Annotated in this window: 19 protein-coding genes; 6 read left to right on the forward strand and 13 right to left on the reverse strand. The window is 67.5% G+C overall.

Going from position 1 to position 18,128, the window contains the following annotated elements:
* From ACE3TU_RS08370 to ACE3TU_RS08385, 4 genes are all read right to left on the reverse strand, one after another.
* A partial coding sequence (locus ACE3TU_RS08370; RefSeq protein ID WP_374622678.1) for a glycerophosphodiester phosphodiesterase family protein occupies window positions 1-580 on the reverse strand: 580 nt, incomplete at its 3' end.
* Window positions 581-646: 66 nt separating this feature from the next.
* Window positions 647-1,111, reverse strand: a complete 465-nt coding sequence (locus ACE3TU_RS08375; protein ID WP_374622681.1) for a RidA family protein — start codon at window positions 1,109-1,111, stop codon at window positions 647-649.
* Window positions 1,108-2,427: a DNA polymerase IV gene (locus ACE3TU_RS08380; RefSeq protein WP_374622684.1), complete on the reverse strand. Its 1,320-nt coding sequence runs from the start codon at window positions 2,425-2,427 to the stop codon at window positions 1,108-1,110. The genes ACE3TU_RS08375 and ACE3TU_RS08380 overlap by 4 nt, the downstream gene beginning before the upstream one ends.
* Before the next feature lie 4 nt (window positions 2,428-2,431).
* The gene (locus ACE3TU_RS08385) at window positions 2,432-2,704 is read right to left on the reverse strand and encodes a DUF3572 family protein (protein WP_374622687.1); all 273 of its coding nucleotides are present in this window, start codon (window positions 2,702-2,704) and stop codon (window positions 2,432-2,434) included.
* A 114-nt stretch (window positions 2,705-2,818) separates the two neighbouring features.
* Between ACE3TU_RS08385 and ACE3TU_RS08390 the strand changes: the two genes are divergently transcribed.
* On the forward strand, window positions 2,819-3,193 hold the full coding sequence (locus ACE3TU_RS08390; RefSeq protein WP_374622690.1) for a response regulator: 375 nt from the start codon (window positions 2,819-2,821) through the stop codon (window positions 3,191-3,193).
* 45 nt (window positions 3,194-3,238) lie between these two features.
* Window positions 3,239-4,609, forward strand: coding sequence for a PleD family two-component system response regulator (locus ACE3TU_RS08395; RefSeq protein WP_374622693.1), 1,371 nt, complete (start codon window positions 3,239-3,241; stop codon window positions 4,607-4,609).
* 386 nt (window positions 4,610-4,995) lie between these two features.
* Here the strand turns inward: ACE3TU_RS08395 and rpmG are convergent, their stop codons facing one another.
* From rpmG to topA, 4 genes are all read right to left on the reverse strand, one after another.
* On the reverse strand, window positions 4,996-5,163 hold the full coding sequence (rpmG, locus tag ACE3TU_RS08400) for a 50S ribosomal protein L33 (RefSeq protein WP_273959475.1): 168 nt from the start codon (window positions 5,161-5,163) through the stop codon (window positions 4,996-4,998).
* Between the two features lie 127 nt (window positions 5,164-5,290).
* Window positions 5,291-5,710: a DUF983 domain-containing protein gene (locus ACE3TU_RS08405; protein WP_374622697.1), complete on the reverse strand. Its 420-nt coding sequence runs from the start codon at window positions 5,708-5,710 to the stop codon at window positions 5,291-5,293.
* A 2-nt stretch (window positions 5,711-5,712) separates the two neighbouring features.
* The gene (gene rnr, locus ACE3TU_RS08410; RefSeq protein WP_374622699.1) at window positions 5,713-8,004 is read right to left on the reverse strand and encodes a ribonuclease R; all 2,292 of its coding nucleotides are present in this window, start codon (window positions 8,002-8,004) and stop codon (window positions 5,713-5,715) included.
* 101 nt (window positions 8,005-8,105) lie between these two features.
* Window positions 8,106-10,736: a type I DNA topoisomerase gene (gene topA, locus ACE3TU_RS08415; protein WP_374622702.1), complete on the reverse strand. Its 2,631-nt coding sequence runs from the start codon at window positions 10,734-10,736 to the stop codon at window positions 8,106-8,108.
* 161 nt (window positions 10,737-10,897) lie between these two features.
* Here topA and ACE3TU_RS08420 point away from each other — a divergent pair, with 161 nt between their 5' ends.
* Window positions 10,898-12,247, forward strand: a complete 1,350-nt coding sequence (locus ACE3TU_RS08420) for a hypothetical protein (protein WP_374622705.1) — start codon at window positions 10,898-10,900, stop codon at window positions 12,245-12,247.
* On the opposite strand, the gene dprA is transcribed toward ACE3TU_RS08420, so the two are convergent.
* The 5 genes from dprA to ruvX form a co-directional block, all read right to left on the reverse strand.
* The gene (gene dprA / locus ACE3TU_RS08425; RefSeq protein WP_374622708.1) at window positions 12,215-13,333 is read right to left on the reverse strand and encodes a DNA-processing protein DprA; all 1,119 of its coding nucleotides are present in this window, start codon (window positions 13,331-13,333) and stop codon (window positions 12,215-12,217) included. The genes ACE3TU_RS08420 and dprA overlap by 33 nt on opposite strands.
* Window positions 13,334-13,336: 3 nt before the next feature.
* The gene (gene plsY / locus ACE3TU_RS08430) at window positions 13,337-13,969 is read right to left on the reverse strand and encodes a glycerol-3-phosphate 1-O-acyltransferase PlsY (protein ID WP_374622710.1); all 633 of its coding nucleotides are present in this window, start codon (window positions 13,967-13,969) and stop codon (window positions 13,337-13,339) included.
* Window positions 13,966-15,279 (reverse strand): dihydroorotase, encoded by a 1,314-nt coding sequence (pyrC, locus tag ACE3TU_RS08435; protein WP_374622713.1) that lies wholly within the window; start codon window positions 15,277-15,279, stop codon window positions 13,966-13,968. The genes plsY and pyrC overlap by 4 nt, the downstream gene beginning before the upstream one ends.
* Complete coding sequence (locus ACE3TU_RS08440; protein ID WP_374622716.1) at window positions 15,276-16,259, reverse strand: aspartate carbamoyltransferase catalytic subunit; 984 nt, start codon at window positions 16,257-16,259, stop codon at window positions 15,276-15,278. Before ACE3TU_RS08440 ends, pyrC begins: the two co-directional genes overlap by 4 nt.
* Window positions 16,260-16,326: 67 nt before the next feature.
* Window positions 16,327-16,770, reverse strand: a complete 444-nt coding sequence (ruvX, locus tag ACE3TU_RS08445) for a Holliday junction resolvase RuvX (RefSeq protein ID WP_374622718.1) — start codon at window positions 16,768-16,770, stop codon at window positions 16,327-16,329.
* 79 nt (window positions 16,771-16,849) lie between these two features.
* Here ruvX and ACE3TU_RS08450 point away from each other — a divergent pair, with 79 nt between their 5' ends.
* From ACE3TU_RS08450 to ACE3TU_RS08460, 3 genes are all read left to right on the forward strand, one after another.
* Window positions 16,850-17,365, forward strand: coding sequence for a hypothetical protein (locus tag ACE3TU_RS08450; protein WP_374622721.1), 516 nt, complete (start codon window positions 16,850-16,852; stop codon window positions 17,363-17,365).
* 82 nt (window positions 17,366-17,447) lie between these two features.
* Complete coding sequence (gene gatC / locus ACE3TU_RS08455) at window positions 17,448-17,735, forward strand: Asp-tRNA(Asn)/Glu-tRNA(Gln) amidotransferase subunit GatC (protein ID WP_374622724.1); 288 nt, start codon at window positions 17,448-17,450, stop codon at window positions 17,733-17,735.
* 3 nt (window positions 17,736-17,738) lie between these two features.
* The coding region (locus tag ACE3TU_RS08460) for a GNAT family N-acetyltransferase (protein ID WP_374622726.1) at window positions 17,739-18,128 on the forward strand (390 nt) is incomplete at its 3' end.

Consider the following 18,128-nt stretch of genomic DNA (forward strand, 5'->3'; position numbering starts at 1 on the left):
GCGGCCAGTGCAGCAGGTGCCTCAGCACGAAGCGCTGCGAACCGGTCAGCTGCTGGTCCCACTCGGGTTCGTCATAGCCATAGGTGACGATGCCCACCGGCATGTGGGCGCCGCGCTTTCTCACCGCCACCAGCAGGTTGGGATCGAACGACTCCAGGGTGACCGGGCCGCGATAGCCCTTGAGGGCATCCATCACCGTCTGCGCCAGAACCTCGGTGGCCGCGGCATCGGGCTGCTGCTTGAGCTCGACCTGCAGCATGACGCGCCCGCCAACCTGAGCCAGGAAGTCGGACAGGCGGGGAGGGGCGTCGCCGGCCGAACTGCCGAGCAACCTGAAGGTTTCCAGCTCCGCCGCCGTGCGGACGCCGACCGGGCCCGGAACGCCGGTGAGGCGATCGAGGTCGTCGTCGTGGAAGATGATAGGAATGCCGTCGCGGCTCAATTGCACGTCGCACTCGATGGCGTAGCCGTGCTCGATGGCTGCCGCGAATGCGCTGGCGGAGTTTTCGATCACGCCCCGGCCGCGGTCATGCAGCCCTCGGTGAGCGATCGGACGGTCGAAGATGGGTTTGGCGCACATGGAAGGCGGCTATCACTTGGGGTTGCGGTCGCGGCGGCGCTAGCAGGCCCCGATGACAGCCTTGCGTCAATCCTCGACCTCGACGATGCCCTCGACCTCGACCGCGGCGCCCAGCGGCAGGGCGGCCATCCCCACGGCGGAACGGGCGTGCTTGCCCTTGTCGCCCAATACGCCGACGATCAGGTTCGAGGCGCCGTTGGCGACGAGGTGGTGCTCGGCGAAGTCCGGGGTGGAGTTGACGAACACGGTCAGCTTGAGCACCCGCCGCACCTTGGCGAGGTCGACGCCGGCGCTGTAGGCGATCTGGCTGAGGAAGTTCACCGCGGCCAGTTCGGCGGCGTTGCCGCCCTGCACGACGTTCATGGTGTCGCCGAGCTTGCCCGAGACCACGCCCTGGTCGCTCGAGGAGATCTGTCCCGAGACGTAGACGATGTTGCCGGTACGGGTGACGGGGATATAGGTCGCGACAGGAGCCTTGGGCTTGGGCAGCTCGTAGCCGTACTCACGAAGCTTGTCGACGGGATTGGTCATTCTGGTTTCTCTCGGTCCTGTTTCATCTTGTCCCCGGCGGTCCGGGCCTTGTCGCGATCATACAGCTTGCCGCGGATCACTGCATCTCGGCCGAACCGCTCGCGGACCCGATCGATGGCGCGTTCCGCCGCGGCACGGCGGGCCACCCCGGGTTCGACGAGATCGATCGGATCGTCCGCGCCACTGTCCGCGGCCAGGCCCGAGAGCCCGATGCCGATGAGCCGGAAGGCGGTACCATCGACCTCGCGCTGCAGCAGCTGTAGCCCGGATTCGTAAATCACGTTCGCAAGTTGCGTCGGAATCATCAAGTGCCGGGCGCGGGTGCGCAAGCGGAATCCCGCCGACTTCAGCTTGAGCGTGACGGTGTCGCCGACGAGCCGGCTGGCCTTCGTGCGCTCGGACAGGCGTTCGCAGAGCGCCAGGAGCTCGGTGGAGAGCGCCTCGTAGTCCTTGAGGTCGGCGGAAAAGGTGGTCTCGGTCGACACGGACTTCGATGCTCCATCCACCGAAACCTGCCGGGCGTCTTCGCCACGGGCCAGTCGCGCCAGCCGCGCCCCGGCGTCGCCATAGCGCCGGATCAGCGTCTCGACCGGTGTCTGCTGCAACTGGCCGATGGTCTCATAGCCGTCCCGACGCAACGTCTCCGAGAACACCTTGCCGACGCCGAAGATCAGGCTGACCGGCTGCCGCGCCAGGAACGACAGGGTTTCGGCGCGGCCGATGACCGCGAAGCCGCGCGGCTTGTCGAGGTCCGAGGCCAGCTTGGCGAGAAACTTGTTGTGGCTGAGGCCCACCGACACCGTCACGCCGATCTCGGCCTCCACCCGCCGGGCAAACCTGGCAAGGGACAGTGCGGGGGACGCCCGATGCAGGGTCTCCGTGCCCGACAGATCGAGGAAGGCCTCGTCGATGGAGAGCGGTTCGACCAGCGGCGTCAGCTCGTCCATCAGGACGCGGATGGCACGGCTGACGGCAACGTACTTGCGCATGTTCGGCGGGATCACCACCGCATCGGGACAGAGTTCCTTCGCCCGGAACATCGGCATGGCCGACCGGACGCCGTACTGGCGGGCGATGTAGCAGCAGGTCGAGACGACGCCTCGGGTGCCGCCGCCGATGATGAGGGGCCGGTCGCGCAGGGCGGGGTCGTCGCGCTTTTCCACCGATGCGTAGAACGCATCGCAGTCGACATGCGCGATGGCGAGGGCGGTCAGTTCATCGTGGACGATCAGGCGAGGCGAACCGCATGACGGGCAGCGTCGGGCCGGCCCGCCGGCATCGATCATCTGCAGACAGTCGCGGCAGAGACCGGCCATGGTGTCATCCGGCGGGGTTCAGGCGAGCCCAGACGCGCATGAAGTCATCGGGCCGCAGGCCGTTATTGGCGCACAGGGCGAGCAGCAGGGGCTCGGAGGCCGCGAAGTAGTCGATCAGGCCGCGGTCGAGTCCGGGCTTTCCGGCGGCCTGGCGCAGTCCGTCCGGGGAGTAGCCGGTCATGGTCATGAACTCGGCCAGCTGTGGCGGATTCTCAGCCAGGAAGTGCAGGCAGAGTTCGCCGAGCGCGCGGGATGTCAGTGGTGCGGACTTGATCAACAGGCTGGCCTCGGGCGGGGCGTTGGCGCTTTCGTAACGGCATTGATGTTACTCTGAACTTCGGGCAGAAAACGAGTGCCTGCCCGCATGCCCAGAGGGCAGAAGCGAGTCCCCATGCCCAAGACAGTGATGATCGTCGAAGACAACGAGCTCAACATGAAGCTCTTCAACGACCTGCTGGAATCGCGCGGCTACGCCATCATCCAGACCCGCAACGGCATGGAGGCTCTCGACCTGGCAAGGGCCCATCACCCGGACCTGATCCTGATGGACATCCAGCTGCCCGAGGTGTCCGGACTTGTGGTCACCAAATGGCTCAAGGAAGACGAGGAGCTCGCGCCCATTCCCGTGATCGCCGTGACGGCGTTCGCGATGAAGGGCGACGAGGAGCGCATCCTGCAGGGCGGGTGCGAGGGCTACATCTCCAAACCGATCTCCGTGCCTCACTTTTTGGAAACGATTGCCCGCTACATTGGCACGGCCAACTAGCTGGCCGACGGGCGTTTTTCCCGAAATCGTGGGGGTTGTGGCTCTTTGACGGCGCGCGTGCTGATCGTCGACGATATCCCGACGAATGTGCGTCTGCTGGAGGCGCGGCTTTCGGCCGAGTACTTCGAGGTGCTCACTGCGTCGTCGGGGCTCGAGGCGCTGCGAATCTGCGCCGGCGAGGATGTCGACATCGTTCTGCTCGATGTGATGATGCCCGGCATGGACGGCTTCGAAGTCTGCCGCAGGCTGAAGTCGGACGCGCACACGAGCCACATTCCGGTGCTGATGGTCACGGCCCTCGATCAACCGTCCGACCGGGTGCGCGGCCTCGAGGTCGGCGCGGATGACTTCCTGACCAAGCCGGTCGACGACGTGCAGCTGATGGCCCGGGTGAAGAGCCTCGTGCGGCTGAAGGCGCTGACCGACGAGTTGCGCGCCCGCGCCATCACCGGCCAGGAGATCGCCATCGAGGACGCGATGCGCGCCATGGCCTCGATCGACTCCGAAGGCGGGCGCCTCCTGATCATCGATACCGACGCGCGCCATGCGGAACGGCTGCGCGCCTTCCTGGCGCCGACCAATCGCGTCGACGTGCTGACCAGTCCCGCGGATGCGGCGCTGGCGGTCAGTGGCGGCGACTACGAACTGGCCCTGGTGTCGATGTCGCTGGCCGATTTCGATCCCCTTCGCGTCTGTTCGCAGATGCGCACCGCGGAGACGACCCGCACGCTCCCCATCATCCTCGTGGCCGAAGAGGACGACCGCCCGCGTGTCGTGCGCGGACTCGACCTCGGGGTCAACGACTTCATCATGCGGCCGGTCGAGCGCAACGAACTGCTGGCCAGGGTTCGCACGCAGATCCGCCGCCAGCGCTACGCGGTCGAGTTGCGGCAGAGCGTCACCAATACGCTCGCGCTGGCGGTCACCGACGAGCTGACCGGCCTCTACAACCGCCGCTATTTCGATCGGCACCTGTCGCTGATGCTCGAGAAGGCGCAGCAGCAGGACCGTGACATGGCGGTCATGCTGATCGACATGGATTTCTTCAAGTCCGTCAACGACACCCACGGGCATGACACGGGCGATTCCGTGCTGAGGGAATTCGCCAATCGGTTGCGCCGCAACATCCGCGGTGTCGACCTGGCCTGCCGCTTCGGCGGCGAGGAGTTCGTCGTCCTAATGCCGGACACCGATTTCCAGCAGGCGCAGAGCGTTGCCGAGCGCGTACGGGCGGCCGTTGCCGAGAAGGGGTTCGACGCGGGTGGCGGGCGGCCGCTTGCCGTGACGGTATCCGTCGGCGTCGCCCTCAACGAGCACGATTCGGACACGCCCGAGGTCATGCTGAAGCGGGCCGACGTGGCGCTCTACAGGGCCAAGCGGGAAGGGCGCAACCGCGTGGTTTTCGACGCCGCCTGAGTTCGGCGGCCGTTCCGCAGCCGCCGGGGGCCGCGCTGCGCGGGCCGATTAAGGTTAACGATTAGTTACGTTGTTGGCTAACGCTTCATGCCACAATGGCAGTTGTGTAGGTTGGCGCATCGAGAACGCGCCGGGCGACTGGCGTGCCTCACCAGACACCCTACGGTTCTCCTCAGGTCCGCCGCAACTCCTGGGTCCGTAGGGCGGCTGGTCCGCAGCGGACAAGAGTGGCCTCTTCGACATGCCGCTTCGGACCAGCCACTATTCCAGACGCCCGCTCCTCGACACGAGGGGCGGGCGTTGCTGTTTCCGCCGGATCGGACAGGCCAAACAAAAACCCCGCACCGGAGTGCGGGGTCTCGTTCGGTCCGGCGCTTGCCGCACCACTACTTGATCTTGGCTTCCTTGAACTCGACGTGCTTGCGCACCACCGGATCGTACTTCTTGAAGCTGAGCTTCTCGGTCTGCGTCCGGGAGTTCTTCTTGGTGACGTAGTAGTAGCCAGTGTCGGCGGTCGACACGAGCTTGATCTTCAGAGATACGGCTTTGGCCATGGTTCACGTTCCTTGAAACGGCTTGCCGCGCGGTTTGCCGCGCGGCGCTGAATTCACCCGGCACGACGGCCGCTCAAATTTGGCCGCAAACTACGGATTTGCGACCGGATGTCAAGGCGATTGACGGCTACAGCCGGTCCGGTGACGCCGGGTCATCGTGTGATGGATCGAACCCGTGCATGTAGTTGGCCCATTGCAGCCCAACCACCGCGCCCTTGATCGAGGGCAGCAGGGCCAGCGGCAGCAGAACCGCCATCGGGATCATCGTCCACACGTAGAACATCGGGTCGACGGGACCACTCATCTCGGCATGCAGCATCCACCCGACCAGCACGTGCCCGACGATGAAGATGGCGATATAGGGCGGGAAGTCGTCCGCCCGAGCGTGGCTGAGGTCCTCCCCGCACATGTCGCAGCTGTCGACGACCTTCAAATAGCCGCGGTAGAGCTTGCCCGCGCCGCATCGGGGACACCGGCACCTGATGCCGTTGCCGATGGCGCGGCCGAGCGCGCGACGGGGTCTGTCGAGCTCGATTCCCAGCGACATGCTTACCTCGTCTTCCTGGCAGGCCTGCGATGGCTTGCCGATCTGGATTTGCCCCTAGATGGCGGCTTGCGGCCACCCCGAACAGATGACGGATCGCCGCGGCTGCCCTCGCTGAGGAGTTCGAAGCGGAGGGCTCCCGCCAGCGGAGCGACTTCGAGAAGCCGCACGCTCACCGGATCGCCGATGCGGAATGTCTCCCCGGTATGGTCTCCGACCAGCGCCTGCTGCTCTTCGACGAATCGGTAGAAGTCCATGCCGATGGTCGATGCGGGGATGAAGCCGTCCGCCCCGGTGTCGAGCAGGCGAACGAACAGGCCGGACTTGGTGACACCGGATATGCGGCCTTCGAAATGACTGCCGAGGCGCTCCGCAAGGAAGTGCGCGAGCAGCCGGTCGACGGTCTCGCGCTCGGCCAGCATGGCGCGCCGCTCGGTCGAGGAGATGTGCTGGGCAATGCCCTCGAGGCGCGCCACTTCGCCGTCGGTCAGCCCGTCATCGCCCAAACCGAGGGCGGCAATCAATGCCCTGTGCACGATCAGGTCCGCATAGCGCCGGATCGGTGAGGTGAAGTGCGCGTAGCGATCGAGGTTGAGGCCGAAATGGCCGTAGTTCTCGGCCGCGTACTCGGCCTGCGCCTGCGTGCGCAGCACGATCTCGGAGACCTGCTGGATCTTGCCGGCCTCTCGCGCCTTGTCGAGGACCCGGTTGAAATCTGCCGGACGAACGGCATCGGAACGGCTGAAGGCGAGATCGAGCGAGGCGAGAAAGTCCCGCAGGCCCGCGAGCTTCTCCTCGCTGGGCGAGTCATGCACCCGGTAGAGCAGGGCGCTGCGGTGCTTTTCGAGGGTCTCTGCGGCCGCGACATTGGCCGCGATCATCATCTCCTCGATCAGCCGGTGGGCGTCGAGCCGCTCCGGCACGTGAACGTCGGCAACCATCCCGTTGCCATCGAGGATGATCTTGCGTTCGGGCAGGTCGAGGTCGAGCGGTCCGCGCCTGTCGCGCGCCCTCGTCATGGTGGCGTAGGCTGCCCATAGCGGTCTCAGGATCGTATCGAGTATGGGGCCGGTCTTGTCGTCGGGCCGGCCGTCGATGGCGGCCTGGGCCTGCTGGTAGTTGAGCTTGGCGGCCGATCGAAACAGCACCCGGTGGAAGCTGTGGCTGCGCTTGCGACCGTCCTGGTCGAAGACCATGCGAACCGCCAGCGAAGGACGGCTCTCCCCTTCGCGCAGTGAACACAGGTCGTTCGAGATGCGCTCGGGCAGCATCGGCACGACCCGGTCGGGGAAGTAGACCGAGTTGCCGCGCAGGTAGGCCTCGCGGTCGAGCGCCGTGCCGGGGCGGACATAGGCGGCCACGTCGGCGATGGCCACGTAGACGAGGTGTCCGCCCGGATTGTCGGCAGAGGTGTCGGGCTCGGCATAGACGGCGTCGTCGTGGTCCTTGGCGTCGAACGGGTCGATGGTGACGAGCGGCAGGTGGCGCCAGTCCTCGCGGCCCTTCAGCGTGGCCTGCTGCGCCTCCTCGGAGTCCTTGAGGACAGTCGCCGGAAACCGGTAGGGAATGTCGAGGGAATGGATGGCGATCAGGGAGACGGCGCCCTCGCTCCTGGGGTTGCCGATCACGCTCACGACCCGTGCCTTGGGGATCATCAGCCGGCCGGAGACGCGGACCTCGACCTCGACCAGGTCCCCATCCGCGGCGCCGGCGGTATCGCCGCGGTCGATGCGCATTTCCTTCTGCTTGCGGTCGACAGGGACGAGACGGGCGCCGTCCTCGTCCAGGCGCACGATGCCAATCTGGCCCCGGCGCGGCTTGTCGAGGATCTTCATCGCCTTGGCCGCGTAGTGCGGCAGGTCGCCGTCCCCGGCGTCGATGCGGGCGAGGATGCGATCCCCCGGTCCGGGGGCGACCCGGGCATTCGGTGGGGTCAGCACGAGAACCCGCGGGGGCTCGCCGTCCTCCTCGGTCCACTGGGCCGGAAAGGCGTGCAGAGCCTCCGGATCGGCGTCGGCCGGGATATCGAGGACGGTGACGGCGGGGAGTGCTGCCGTGCGCCGTATCTGCTTGCGCCGCCGGGCGAGGTGGCCCTCGCCCTCCATCTGCTTGAGCAGCACCTTGAAGGGGGTTCGCATGTCGCCCTTGATGCCGAAATGCCGCGCGAGGTCGCGCTTGCCGTCGAGATCGGGAAACTGCGCCATCGCCTCGAGAATGGCCTCGCGGCTGGGCAGGGCACCGACGAGGTATTGTCGCGGGCCCTTGGGGGGAGGGGTTGTTCTGCTTTTCTGAGCCATGTTCACGCTCGGGATGATCCCCGCCGATGCGAGGATCCCCGTTGTTGGCGGAGGCCCTGAGAAGGACTACCCGCCCTTGCGGGACAGCCCTCGTGGAGAGTTCAGACCTCCGCGGTCTTTTTCTTCGGCGCGGCCTTTGGCTTCACAGCCTTGGCCGCGGGTTGCTTTGCCGCCGCCTTCTTCGCCGGGGCCCTCTTCGCCGGGGCAATCTTGGCGCCGGTCGTCCGCGACGCGGGTTTCCTTGCTGCCGAGGCGCCACCCTTGGCGGCGATCAACTCGAGCGCCTGCTCGAGCGTCACGTCCTCGGGCTTCAGTTCCTTGGGCAGTGTCGCGTTGACCTTGCCCTGATTCACGTAGGGACCATAGCGGCCTGCCCGAACGGCGATCGGGCCGGCCTCGTGCTCGAAGCTCTTGATCGCGGCGATGGCTCCGGCCCGTCCCTTGCCGAAGCGTCCGCCGCCCGCCGCCTTCTGGGCCAGCAAATCGACAGCCCGGTTCAGGCCGACGGTGAAGACTTCCTCCGCGTCGGACAGGTTTGCGTAGGTTCCGTCATGCAGAACGAACGGCCCGTAGCGCCCGATGCCGGCGGAGATCGGCTTGCCGGTCTCCGGGTGGGCCCCCACTTCGCGCGGCAGCGATAGCAGCCGCAGCGCTCCTTCGAGTGTGAGGGAGTCGGGTGTCCAGCCCTTGGGAAGCGATGATCGCTTCGGCTCGTCGCCGCTGCCCAGTTGCACATATGGTCCGAAGCGCCCGGACTTCAATGCCACCTCGAGGCCGCTGTCGGGATCCGTCCCGAGGATGCCGTCTCCGGCGGCCTCGCTGCCGGCGCCGGTCGCGGCGTCCGACAGCTGCATCGTGTGCCGGCACTCCGGATAATTCGAGCAGCCGATGAAGGCGCCGAACTTGCCCAGCTTGAGCGACAACTGGCCGGTCCCGCAGGTCGGACACCGGCGCGGATCCGAGCCGTCGGCCTTGGCGGGGAAAATGTGGTCGGCCAGCAGGTCGTTGAGGGCATCGAGCACCTCGGATACCCGCAGGTCCTTGATCTGCTCGACATGCGCCGAGAACTCGGCCCAGAACTGGCGCAGCACGTCCTTCCAGGCCAGCTTGCCATCCGAGATCAGGTCGAGCTGTTCCTCGAGCTGCGCGGTGAAGCCGTACTCGACGTAGCGGTTGAAGAAACTCTCGAGGAATGCCGTGACGATCCGGCCGCGGTCCTCCGGGATGAGGGTGCGCTTGTCGAGCCGCACGTAGTTGCGGTCCTGAAGCACGCTCATCGTCGCGGCGTAGGTGGAGGGACGGCCGATGCCGAGTTCCTCCATCTTCTTGATCAGGCTGGCCTCGGTGTAGCGCGGCGGCGGCTGCGTGAAGTGCTGCTCGATCAGCGCTTCCTCGAGGCGCGGGCGGTCGCCCATGGCGAGCGGCGGCAGTTCCCGGCTGTCCTGGTCGCCGTCGTCGCGGTCCGCGTCGGCCTCGATGCCGTAGAGGGCGAGAAAGCCCGGGAAGGTGACGACCGATCCCACGGCGCGCAGGGCGATGTCGCGGCTGGTGGCGAACACCGCGATATCGGCGGTCGTCCGCTCGATCTCGGCCGAGCGCATCTGGCTGGCCAGGGTGCGCTTCCAGATGAGCTCGTAGAGCCGATGCCGGTCCGCGTCTCCCCGCAGCGTGTCCGGATGGCGGAACAGGTCGGTCGGGCGGATGGCCTCGTGCGCTTCCTGCGCGTTCTTGGCCTTGGTCTGGTAGACGCGGGCCTTCTCCGGCAGGTAGTCCGAACCGAACGATTTGACGATGGCGCGACGGGCCTGCTCGATGCCCTCCGGCGCCATCTGCACGGCGTCGGTGCGCATGTAGGTGATGATGCCTTCCTCGTAGAGCCGCTGCGCGATCTGCATGGTGCGGCTGGGCGAGAACCCGAGTCGCGACGAGGCATCCTGCTGCAGGCTCGACGTGGTGAAGGGCGGGTAGGGGTTGCGCTTCGTCGGTTTCCTGTCGACGGCGGTGACGCTGAAGGCGCCCGCCTCGATGGCGCTCTTGAGCGCCTCGGCCTCTGCGGAAGACGCAATGGCCAGCTTGTCGGTCTTCTTGCCGTCGACCGAATAGAGCCTCGCCTCGAAGGTCTTGCCCTTCTCGTTGAGACGCGCGCCGACCGACCAGTACTCCTGGGGTCGGAAGCGCTCGATTTCCGACTCGCGCTCGCAGACGAGCCGCAGCGCCACCGATTGCACGCGACCGGCCGAGCGCGAGCCGGGGAGCTTGCGCCACAACACGGGCGAGAGGGTGAAGCCCACCAGGTAGTCGAGCGCACGGCGGGCGAGGTAGGCATCGACCAGGGGTTCGTCGATCTGCCGCGGATGCTGCATGGCCTCGGTGATGGCGGACTTGGTGATGGCGTTGAACACCACGCGGCTGACCGGCTTGTCCCTGAGCAGCTTCTTGCCGCGCAGCACGTCGAGTACGTGCCAGGATATGGCCTCGCCTTCACGGTCGGGGTCGGTTGCCAGGATCAGCTCGTCGGCGGCCTTGAGGGCATTGCCGATGTCGGAAAGCCGCTTGCGGGAGGCCGCATCGACCTCCCAGCTCATTGCGAAGTCCTCCTCGGGCAGCACCGACCCGTCCTTGGCCGGCAGGTCGCGCACATGACCGAAGCTCGCCAGGACCTCGTAGTCCTTCCCGAGATAGTTGTTGATTGTCTTGGCCTTAGCCGGACTTTCAACGATGACGAGCTTCATGTGCGGTGCTTTCGGTGGCCTTCGAACGACGGCGCAACATGGTGAAGCAGGGTAGGGCTGTCAACCGAGATGCCGCCGCTCCAAAGCATTCCCCGTAGGGGAAGAAAGTTCACCCATTCCTGCCAGCCTCTGCCTGCACAATCAGGGGACCGGCGGCCACGATGCGGTTCGTCAAAGCAGCCATCATCTTCATGTTGGCCTACCTCGCCTACTTCACCTTCGCGCCCCAGGACCTCTACAATCCGCAGCAGGTGACCCGGGTCGCCCTGGCGCTGGCGCTCAGCCGGGGGCAACTGGACATCGGCGAGTTTGCCTCCGAGACGGTCGACAAGGCGCTTCATAACGGTCGCTACTACGCCGACAAGCCGCCGGGTCTGTCCTTGCTGGCGGTCCCGGCAGTGGTGGTCGTCCGGAACCTGCTCGAGCGCTCGGGACGCCCCTGGGACGGTCGCGACGAGGCGGGCTTTGCACTCTATACGACGGCGGCAATCGTCACGACGGTCTCGCTCCTGGGGGCGCTCGGGGCGGCGGTGCTCTACCTGCTGTCGCTGCGCCTCGGTGCGAGCGAGGGCGGGGCACTCTTCGCCGCGGCGGGACTTACCCTCGGAACGCCCTACTTCGGATGGGCGACCGCATTGTTCAGTCATGTGCCGACCGGCGTCCTCCTGCTGGTCGCGCTTGCGATCGCCCTGGTCGGCGAGTTGCGCGGTGCCGTGGGGCGATCCGTCGCCGTCGGCCTGGTGCTGGGTCTCGCCCTGACGATCGATCTGGTGGCGGCACCGGCGGCGCTCGCCGTCGCCACCGTGGCGATCGTCTCCTGCCGAGCGGCCCGGCCCCGGTGCGCGCTGGCCTTCGGCGCCGGCGCCATCCTGGGGCTGCTGCCGCTGCTGCTCTACAACTGGGCCGCCTTCGAGTCCCCGTTCCGCCTCGGCTATGCGCAGGTGGTAGGCTTTGAGGGCATGCGTGAAGGCCTGTTCGGCATCACGATGCCCAATCCGGTGGTGCTCATCGAACTGCTGTTCGGTCGCTATCGCGGACTGCTGCCGCTGGCGCCCGTGCTGGTGGTGATTCCGCTCGGCCTCTTCGCCATGTGGCGGCGCGGCCTGCGAACGGCGGCGCTGGCCGTGACGACGATTGCCGCGTGCTACCTGCTGATCAACGCCGGCTATCACTACTGGGATGGGGGATCATCGACGGGGCCGCGCCACCTCGTGGCGATGCTGCCGGTGCTGTGCCTTGCCCTGGCCTTCGCTTGGCCGCGGCGCCCCGTGGCCAGGGTGGCAGTCCTGGCGCTGCTTGCGGTGAGCCTCGTGTTGTCGGTGATCGCGGCCAGCACCATCATGTTCGCCGGCGCCAACTACCCGGACCCCCTGGCGGATTTGCTGCTGCCCCGGCTTCTCAGCGGTAACGGGCTGCTCAGCGCCGCCCGCATCGTACCGGTATGGCTCGGCTTCGCCGTGCTGGCGGCACACGCCGGACTACGGTCGCAGCGCAACCAACTGGCCGCTTGACCACTCGATCCGACCGGCGAGATCGAGTTCCAGCAGCAGGGCCTGCATTCGGTAGACGGCAAGCCCGGTGGTGCGCACGAGATCGTCGACCGGTATCGGCGTCAGGCTCAGGGCGTCGGCGAGGATGGCGCGCTCGTCATCGCGAGGCGGGGTGGAGTCGAACTCGTCGGCTTCCGGCAGCCAGTCCGGCTCGAGCAGGCTCACCCGGGAGGGATCGGCCTCGCGCAGCGTCTCGATGATGTCGTCGGCTCCGGTGATCAGCTTGGCGCCCTGCTGGATCAGTGCGTTGCCGCCTTCGGCCCGCGGATCGAGCGGCGAGCCGGGCACGGCGAAGACCTCCCGGTTCTGTTCGAGCGCGAGTCGGGCGGTGATCAGCGACCCCGAGCGCTTTGCCGCCTCCACCACCACCGTGCCGAGCGCTAGTCCCGAAACGAGGCGATTGCGCCGGGGGAAGTCGCGGGCCCGCGGCTCCCAGCCGAGCGGCATCTCGGTGAGCAGGGCGCCGCCGTTCCCGACGATCTCGTGGGCCAGATGGATGTTCTCGGAGGGGTAGATCCGATCCATGCCGCCGGCGAGCACGGCAACCGTGCCGGAGCGAAGCGCTGCCTGGTGGGCAGCCGCGTCGATCCCACGCGCCAGTCCGGACACGACGACATAGCGGGATTCGCCCAGGTCGGCGGCGAGGACGCGCGCCATCTTCTGGCCGGCGGCCGAGGCATTTCGGGCGCCGACGATGGCAACCGTCCGGCGCCAGTCGAGAGCCTCGCCGCCGATCAGGGCAACCAGCGGCGGCACGCCGGAAATGTAGCGGAGCAATTCGGGGTAGTCCGGCTCGCCCATGCCGACCAGCCTGCCGCCGAGCCGGGCCAGCGCGGCGATCTCGTCTTCCGCCTCACCGGTCGACGGGATGCGGGCTGAGGTGCCAGCCCGGCTGAGAAGGACCGGCAGCGCCGCGATGGCTGCTTCGGCGGAGCCTTCGCGGTTCAGCAACTGCCGAAAGGTCTGCGGGCCGACGTTCTCGGTGCGGATGAGGCGCAGCCAGGCAATGCGTTGAGACGGCGTCAGCGCGATGCCGCTCCGCGCCAAGGCTCAGGTCGCCCTGGGGCCGTCGGCGCCGATCTTGGGCTCGGTGCCGTCGATGAGCCGGCGGATATTGGGCCAGTGCTTGACGTAGAGAACGATGGTCATCAGGGCACAGGCGGCGGCAAGGTACAGGGCCGACTGTTCGCTCGCCGCAAGGCCATAGGCAAACAGCGGCGCCATCGCGGCGGCAGTGAGAGCGGCGAGCGAGGAGAACCGTCTCGTCACGGCGATCAGCAGCCAGACCCCGCAGAAGACCAGTCCGGCGATCCAGTTCAGGCCGAGCAGCACACCGATATAGGTGGCGACGCCCTTGCCTCCCTTGAACCCCAGCCAGACCGGGAAGACATGGCCGAAGAAGGCGCCGACGCCGGCCCCGTAGACGATCATGTCCGCCGCCGTGGAGGCGACCTCGCCGGCAAGAAAGTAGCGGGCGACGAGCACGGCCGCAGCACCCTTGCCGGCATCGAGCAGCAGCGTCGCCGCCGCCATCCAGCGATTGCCGGTGCGCAGCACGTTGGTGGCGCCGATATTGCCCGAGCCGATCTTGCGGATGTCGATGCCGGCAGCGCGGGTGAGCAGCAGGCCGAACGGGATCGAGCCGAGCAGGTAGCCGATGGCGGTTGCGATGAGGAAGGTCATGGTCGATTGTCCCCGCTGGCCTCAGCATGGCTGAAGACGCGGCGGCCCGCAACGAGGGTGTGCATCACGGCGCCCTGCATGCGGCCACCCTCGAACGCGGTGTTGCGCGAGCGCGACCGGAGTTCGCGCTCCCGCACCACCCAGGGAAACTCCGGATCGAACAGCACGATGTCGGCCGGTGCGCCAGGCGCCAGCCGCCCCGAGGCGAGTCCCAGGATTTCCGCCGGGCGGATGGTCATGGCCCGCAGCACGGTCATCAGCGCGACGTCACCCGAGTGCACCAGCCGCAGGGCGGCCGCCAGCAAGGTCTCGAGCCCGATGGCCCCGTCGGAGGCCTCGGCGAACGGCCGGCGCTTGACCTCGCTGTCCTGCGGATCGTGGGCCGAGTGGATGACGTCGATGACACCGGCGTTCAACCCCTCGATCACGGCGCGGCGGTCGTCCTCCGAACGCAGAGGCGGCGCCAGCTTGAAGAACGTGCGCCAGGGCGCGACGTCATTCTCGTTGAGCGCCAGGTTGTTGATCGAGATGCCGCAGGTGACCGCCTGAGCGTTGTGCCTCGCGGCGGCCAGCAAAGCCACGGCAGCACCCGTCGACACCTGCGCCGCGTGATAACGCACGCCGGTGAGCGCGGCCAGTTGCAGGTCGCGCGCCAGCGGCACCGTCTCCGCCTCGATGGGGATGCCCTTGAGGCCGGAAATGGTGGCGAGCGTGCCTTCGTTCATCACCCCGTCGCCGACCAGTGTGCGATCCGCGGTGTGGTGCACGACCGGAAGGTCGAAATTGCGGGCGTAGCTGAAAGCGGCGCGCAGCAGGCCGGCCGACTGGATCGACTCGCGGCCATCGGTGAGGCAGATGGCCCCGGCCTCCTTGAGCAGCCCGAATTCGGTGATCTCCTCGCCGCGCAGGCCGCGGGTGATGGCGGCGGCGGGCAGGACGTTCACCGCGCATGTCGCTTCGGCGCGCCGCAAGAGGAAGTCCACCAGCGCGCCGTCGTCGATGACCGGGCTGGTGTCAGGCATCAGCACGAAGCTCGTCACCCCGCCCGCGGCCGCGGCCTCGCCGGCCGAGGCGAGGCTCTCGCGATACTCGTGACCCGGCTCGCCGGTGAAGACGCGCATGTCGATCAGTCCCGGCGCCGCGACGAGGCCGCGCGCGTCGAGATGCTCTGCCCCCTCCGGCAGTCCGGGCGGCGCGCCGGCGGAGAAGTCGGTTATGCGGCCGTCCGCGATCAGCAGGGCACCCGGCTCATCCCGACCGCTCGCCGGGTCGACGATCCGGGCATTGGAGATCACCAGAGGCCGGGTCATGCCGCAACCCTCGCATCGGCGAGGAGCGCGTCGAGCACGGCCATGCGGACGGCGACGCCCATCTCGACCTGCTCGTTGATCACGGAGTAGGGGCCATCGGCGATGGACGGGTCGATCTCGACCCCGCGATTCATCGGCCCCGGGTGCATGACGATCACGTCCGGCTTGGCGTAGGCGAGCTTTTCGGCGTCGAGGCCGTAGAAGTGGTAATATTCCCGCACCGAGGGGATCATGCGGCCGCTGGCCCGCTCATGCTGCAGGCGGAGCATCATGACGACATCGGCGCCGGCCAGCCCGGTGCGCATGTCGGTATGGACCTCGCTGCACAGCGCCTCGATACCGCGCGGCAGCAACGTGCGCGGGGCGACGACCCGGGTGCGGACCTGCAGCGCTCCGAGCAGCAACAGGTTCGAGCGGGCGACACGCGAGTTCGCGATATCGCCGCAGATGGCGACGGTAAGGCCGGCGAGGTCGCCCTTGTGCTGGCGAATGGTCAGGGCATCGAGCAGCGCCTGGGTCGGGTGCTCGTGCGCGCCGTCGCCGGCGTTGATCACCGAGCAGCCGACCTTCTGGCTCAGCAGTTCGACGGCGCCCGACGCGGAGTGCCGGACAATGATGACATCGGGCTGCATGGCATTGAGGGTCGCGGCGGTGTCGATCAGGGTCTCCCCCTTGGCGATCGAGGATGTCCGCACCGACATGTTGGTGACCTGGGCCCCGAGCCGCTTGCCGGCGATCTCGAAGCTGGCCTGGGTCCGGGTCGAGTTCTCGAAGAACAGGTTGATCTGCGTCTTGCCGGCGAGTGTCGGCAGGATCTTGCGCGGCTGGCGGGAGATCGGGATCATCGCCTCGGCCCGGTCGAGCAGATCGACGATCTCGAAGGGGGAGAGCTGGCTGATGGCGAGCAGATTGCGATGCGGGAATGGCGGCCGGACGGCCGCTTGGCCGCCACTGGCCGCTGCTGGCGGGGAGTTGACCATGCCGCTCCGTTCCGAATGCTGCCGGGGTCTATCGCAGGGGGCCGGGACTGGCAAGCGAGCGGTCCCGTTATCCCCGGCGGAGCCGCTCGAGTGCGCCCTGCAGGATGTAGCTGGCGGCAAGCTTGTCGACGACTTCGGCACGCTTGTCGCGCCGGACATCGGCCTCGATCAGTGTGCGGGTGACGGCGGACGTCGAGAGACGCTCGTCCCAGAAGACGATCGGGATGGAGATGCGGGCGGCGAGATTGCGCGCGAAGGCGCGCGTCGACTGCACCCGCGGACCCTCGGATCCATCCATGTTGAGCGGCAGGCCGAGCACGATGCCGACAGCGTGGTTCTCGGCGATCAGTTCGTCGATGCGGATCGCGTCCTGGGTGAACTTGCTGCGCCGGATGGTCTCGAGCGGGGTGGCCGAGTAGCGCATGCCGTCGGAGATCGCGACGCCGATGGTCTTGGTGCCCAGATCGAGGCCGAGCAGCTTGCCGGCGGGGGGCAGGGCAGAAAGGGACATCGCACCGGGTTCAGTCAAATGTTCCGCCTTTGCTTGCGCCAAAGCTTTGGCTACCTGTGCCCCGGGCAAGAGGCAAGCGATGAAACTCACCTGGTTCGGCGGCACGACGCTCCGCATTCACATCGGCGGCAGGATACTCGTGGTTCGGGGCGGGGAGGCCGGCGGCGTCGTGCCGGAAGAACTGCTCTCCGGGGCCGACGTGACGTTCTCGCTCGAGGCCGGCCTGCCCGAGATCGATCCGGTTCTGTGGCGGCCTCGCCGGGCCGGGGCGATGATCGAGGAGGCCGACCTGCCCGAGGTGCTGGTGCATGGGGTGGCGGGCGGAGCCCTGGTCGCTGCAATCGCCGAGCCGCCGCTGCTGCTGCTCACCGGCGAGCCGGTGCGGACCGGCCGCTGGGGACAAGAGGCGGTGGTGGTGATCCTCGGCGCCGATATCGTGCGCCGGTCGGCGGAGGTGCTGCAGGACATGCGGCCGCGCCTGATCGCCCTTGCCGGCGAGGAGTCGGCGGTGGATGCGGTGTTCGCCGCCCTGCGCGACCGACTGGAGGAGACCTCGCTGGTGGCGCTGGAACCGGCGATGGCCCTGGAAGTTTGATGGCGCCCATCAACGCTTTTCGTTTTTCTTGCAGGCCCGGCGTTGCTAGAACGCGCGCAGTTGAGCCTTTCGGAGCCGCCAGATGTCCGTCGACGCCAAGACCGTGAAGCGCATAGGCCGCCTGGCCCGCATCCGCATCGAGGAGGACGAGGTCGGCCGCTACCAGGAGGAACTCAACGCGATACTCGGCTTTGTCGAGCAACTGGGCGAGGTGGACGTCTCCGGCGTCGAGCCCATGACGTCGGTGACCCCGATGCAGCTGCGCCGGCGCGACGATGTGGTGACGGATGGCGGCTATCCGGATCGCGTCGTCGCCAATGCACCGCTGACGGAGGACAACTTCTTCATGGTGCCCAAGGTCGTGGAGTAGGCCATGCCGGTCAGCATCGCGATCGAGACGCCGCTGCAGGACGACGTCCGCGAGCTGGTGCGTGAGCTGAACGCCTATCTCAACCCGCTGTCGCCACCGGAATTCCAGTTCCAGATGACCGTCGAGCAGATGGCCGACACCGCGACGACGCTGTTCGTCGCGCGGGACGAGTCGGGTCGAGCCGTCGGCATGGGGGCGCTCAAGGTCGAGTCCGCTGAGATGGCCGAAGTGAAGCGGATGTACACCCGCCCGGAGATCCGCGGCAAGCGCGTCGGCGCGGCGCTGCTCGAGGCGATCACCGGCCTCGCCCGCGAGAAGGGGATCTCGCACCTGATGCTCGAGACCGGCAGCGTGGCCGGGTTCGAGCCGGCGCACCGGCTCTATGTCGGGGCC

The organism is Devosia sp. (assembly GCF_041917035.1).
In the GTDB taxonomy this organism is placed as follows: domain Bacteria; phylum Pseudomonadota; class Alphaproteobacteria; order Rhizobiales; family Devosiaceae; genus Devosia_A.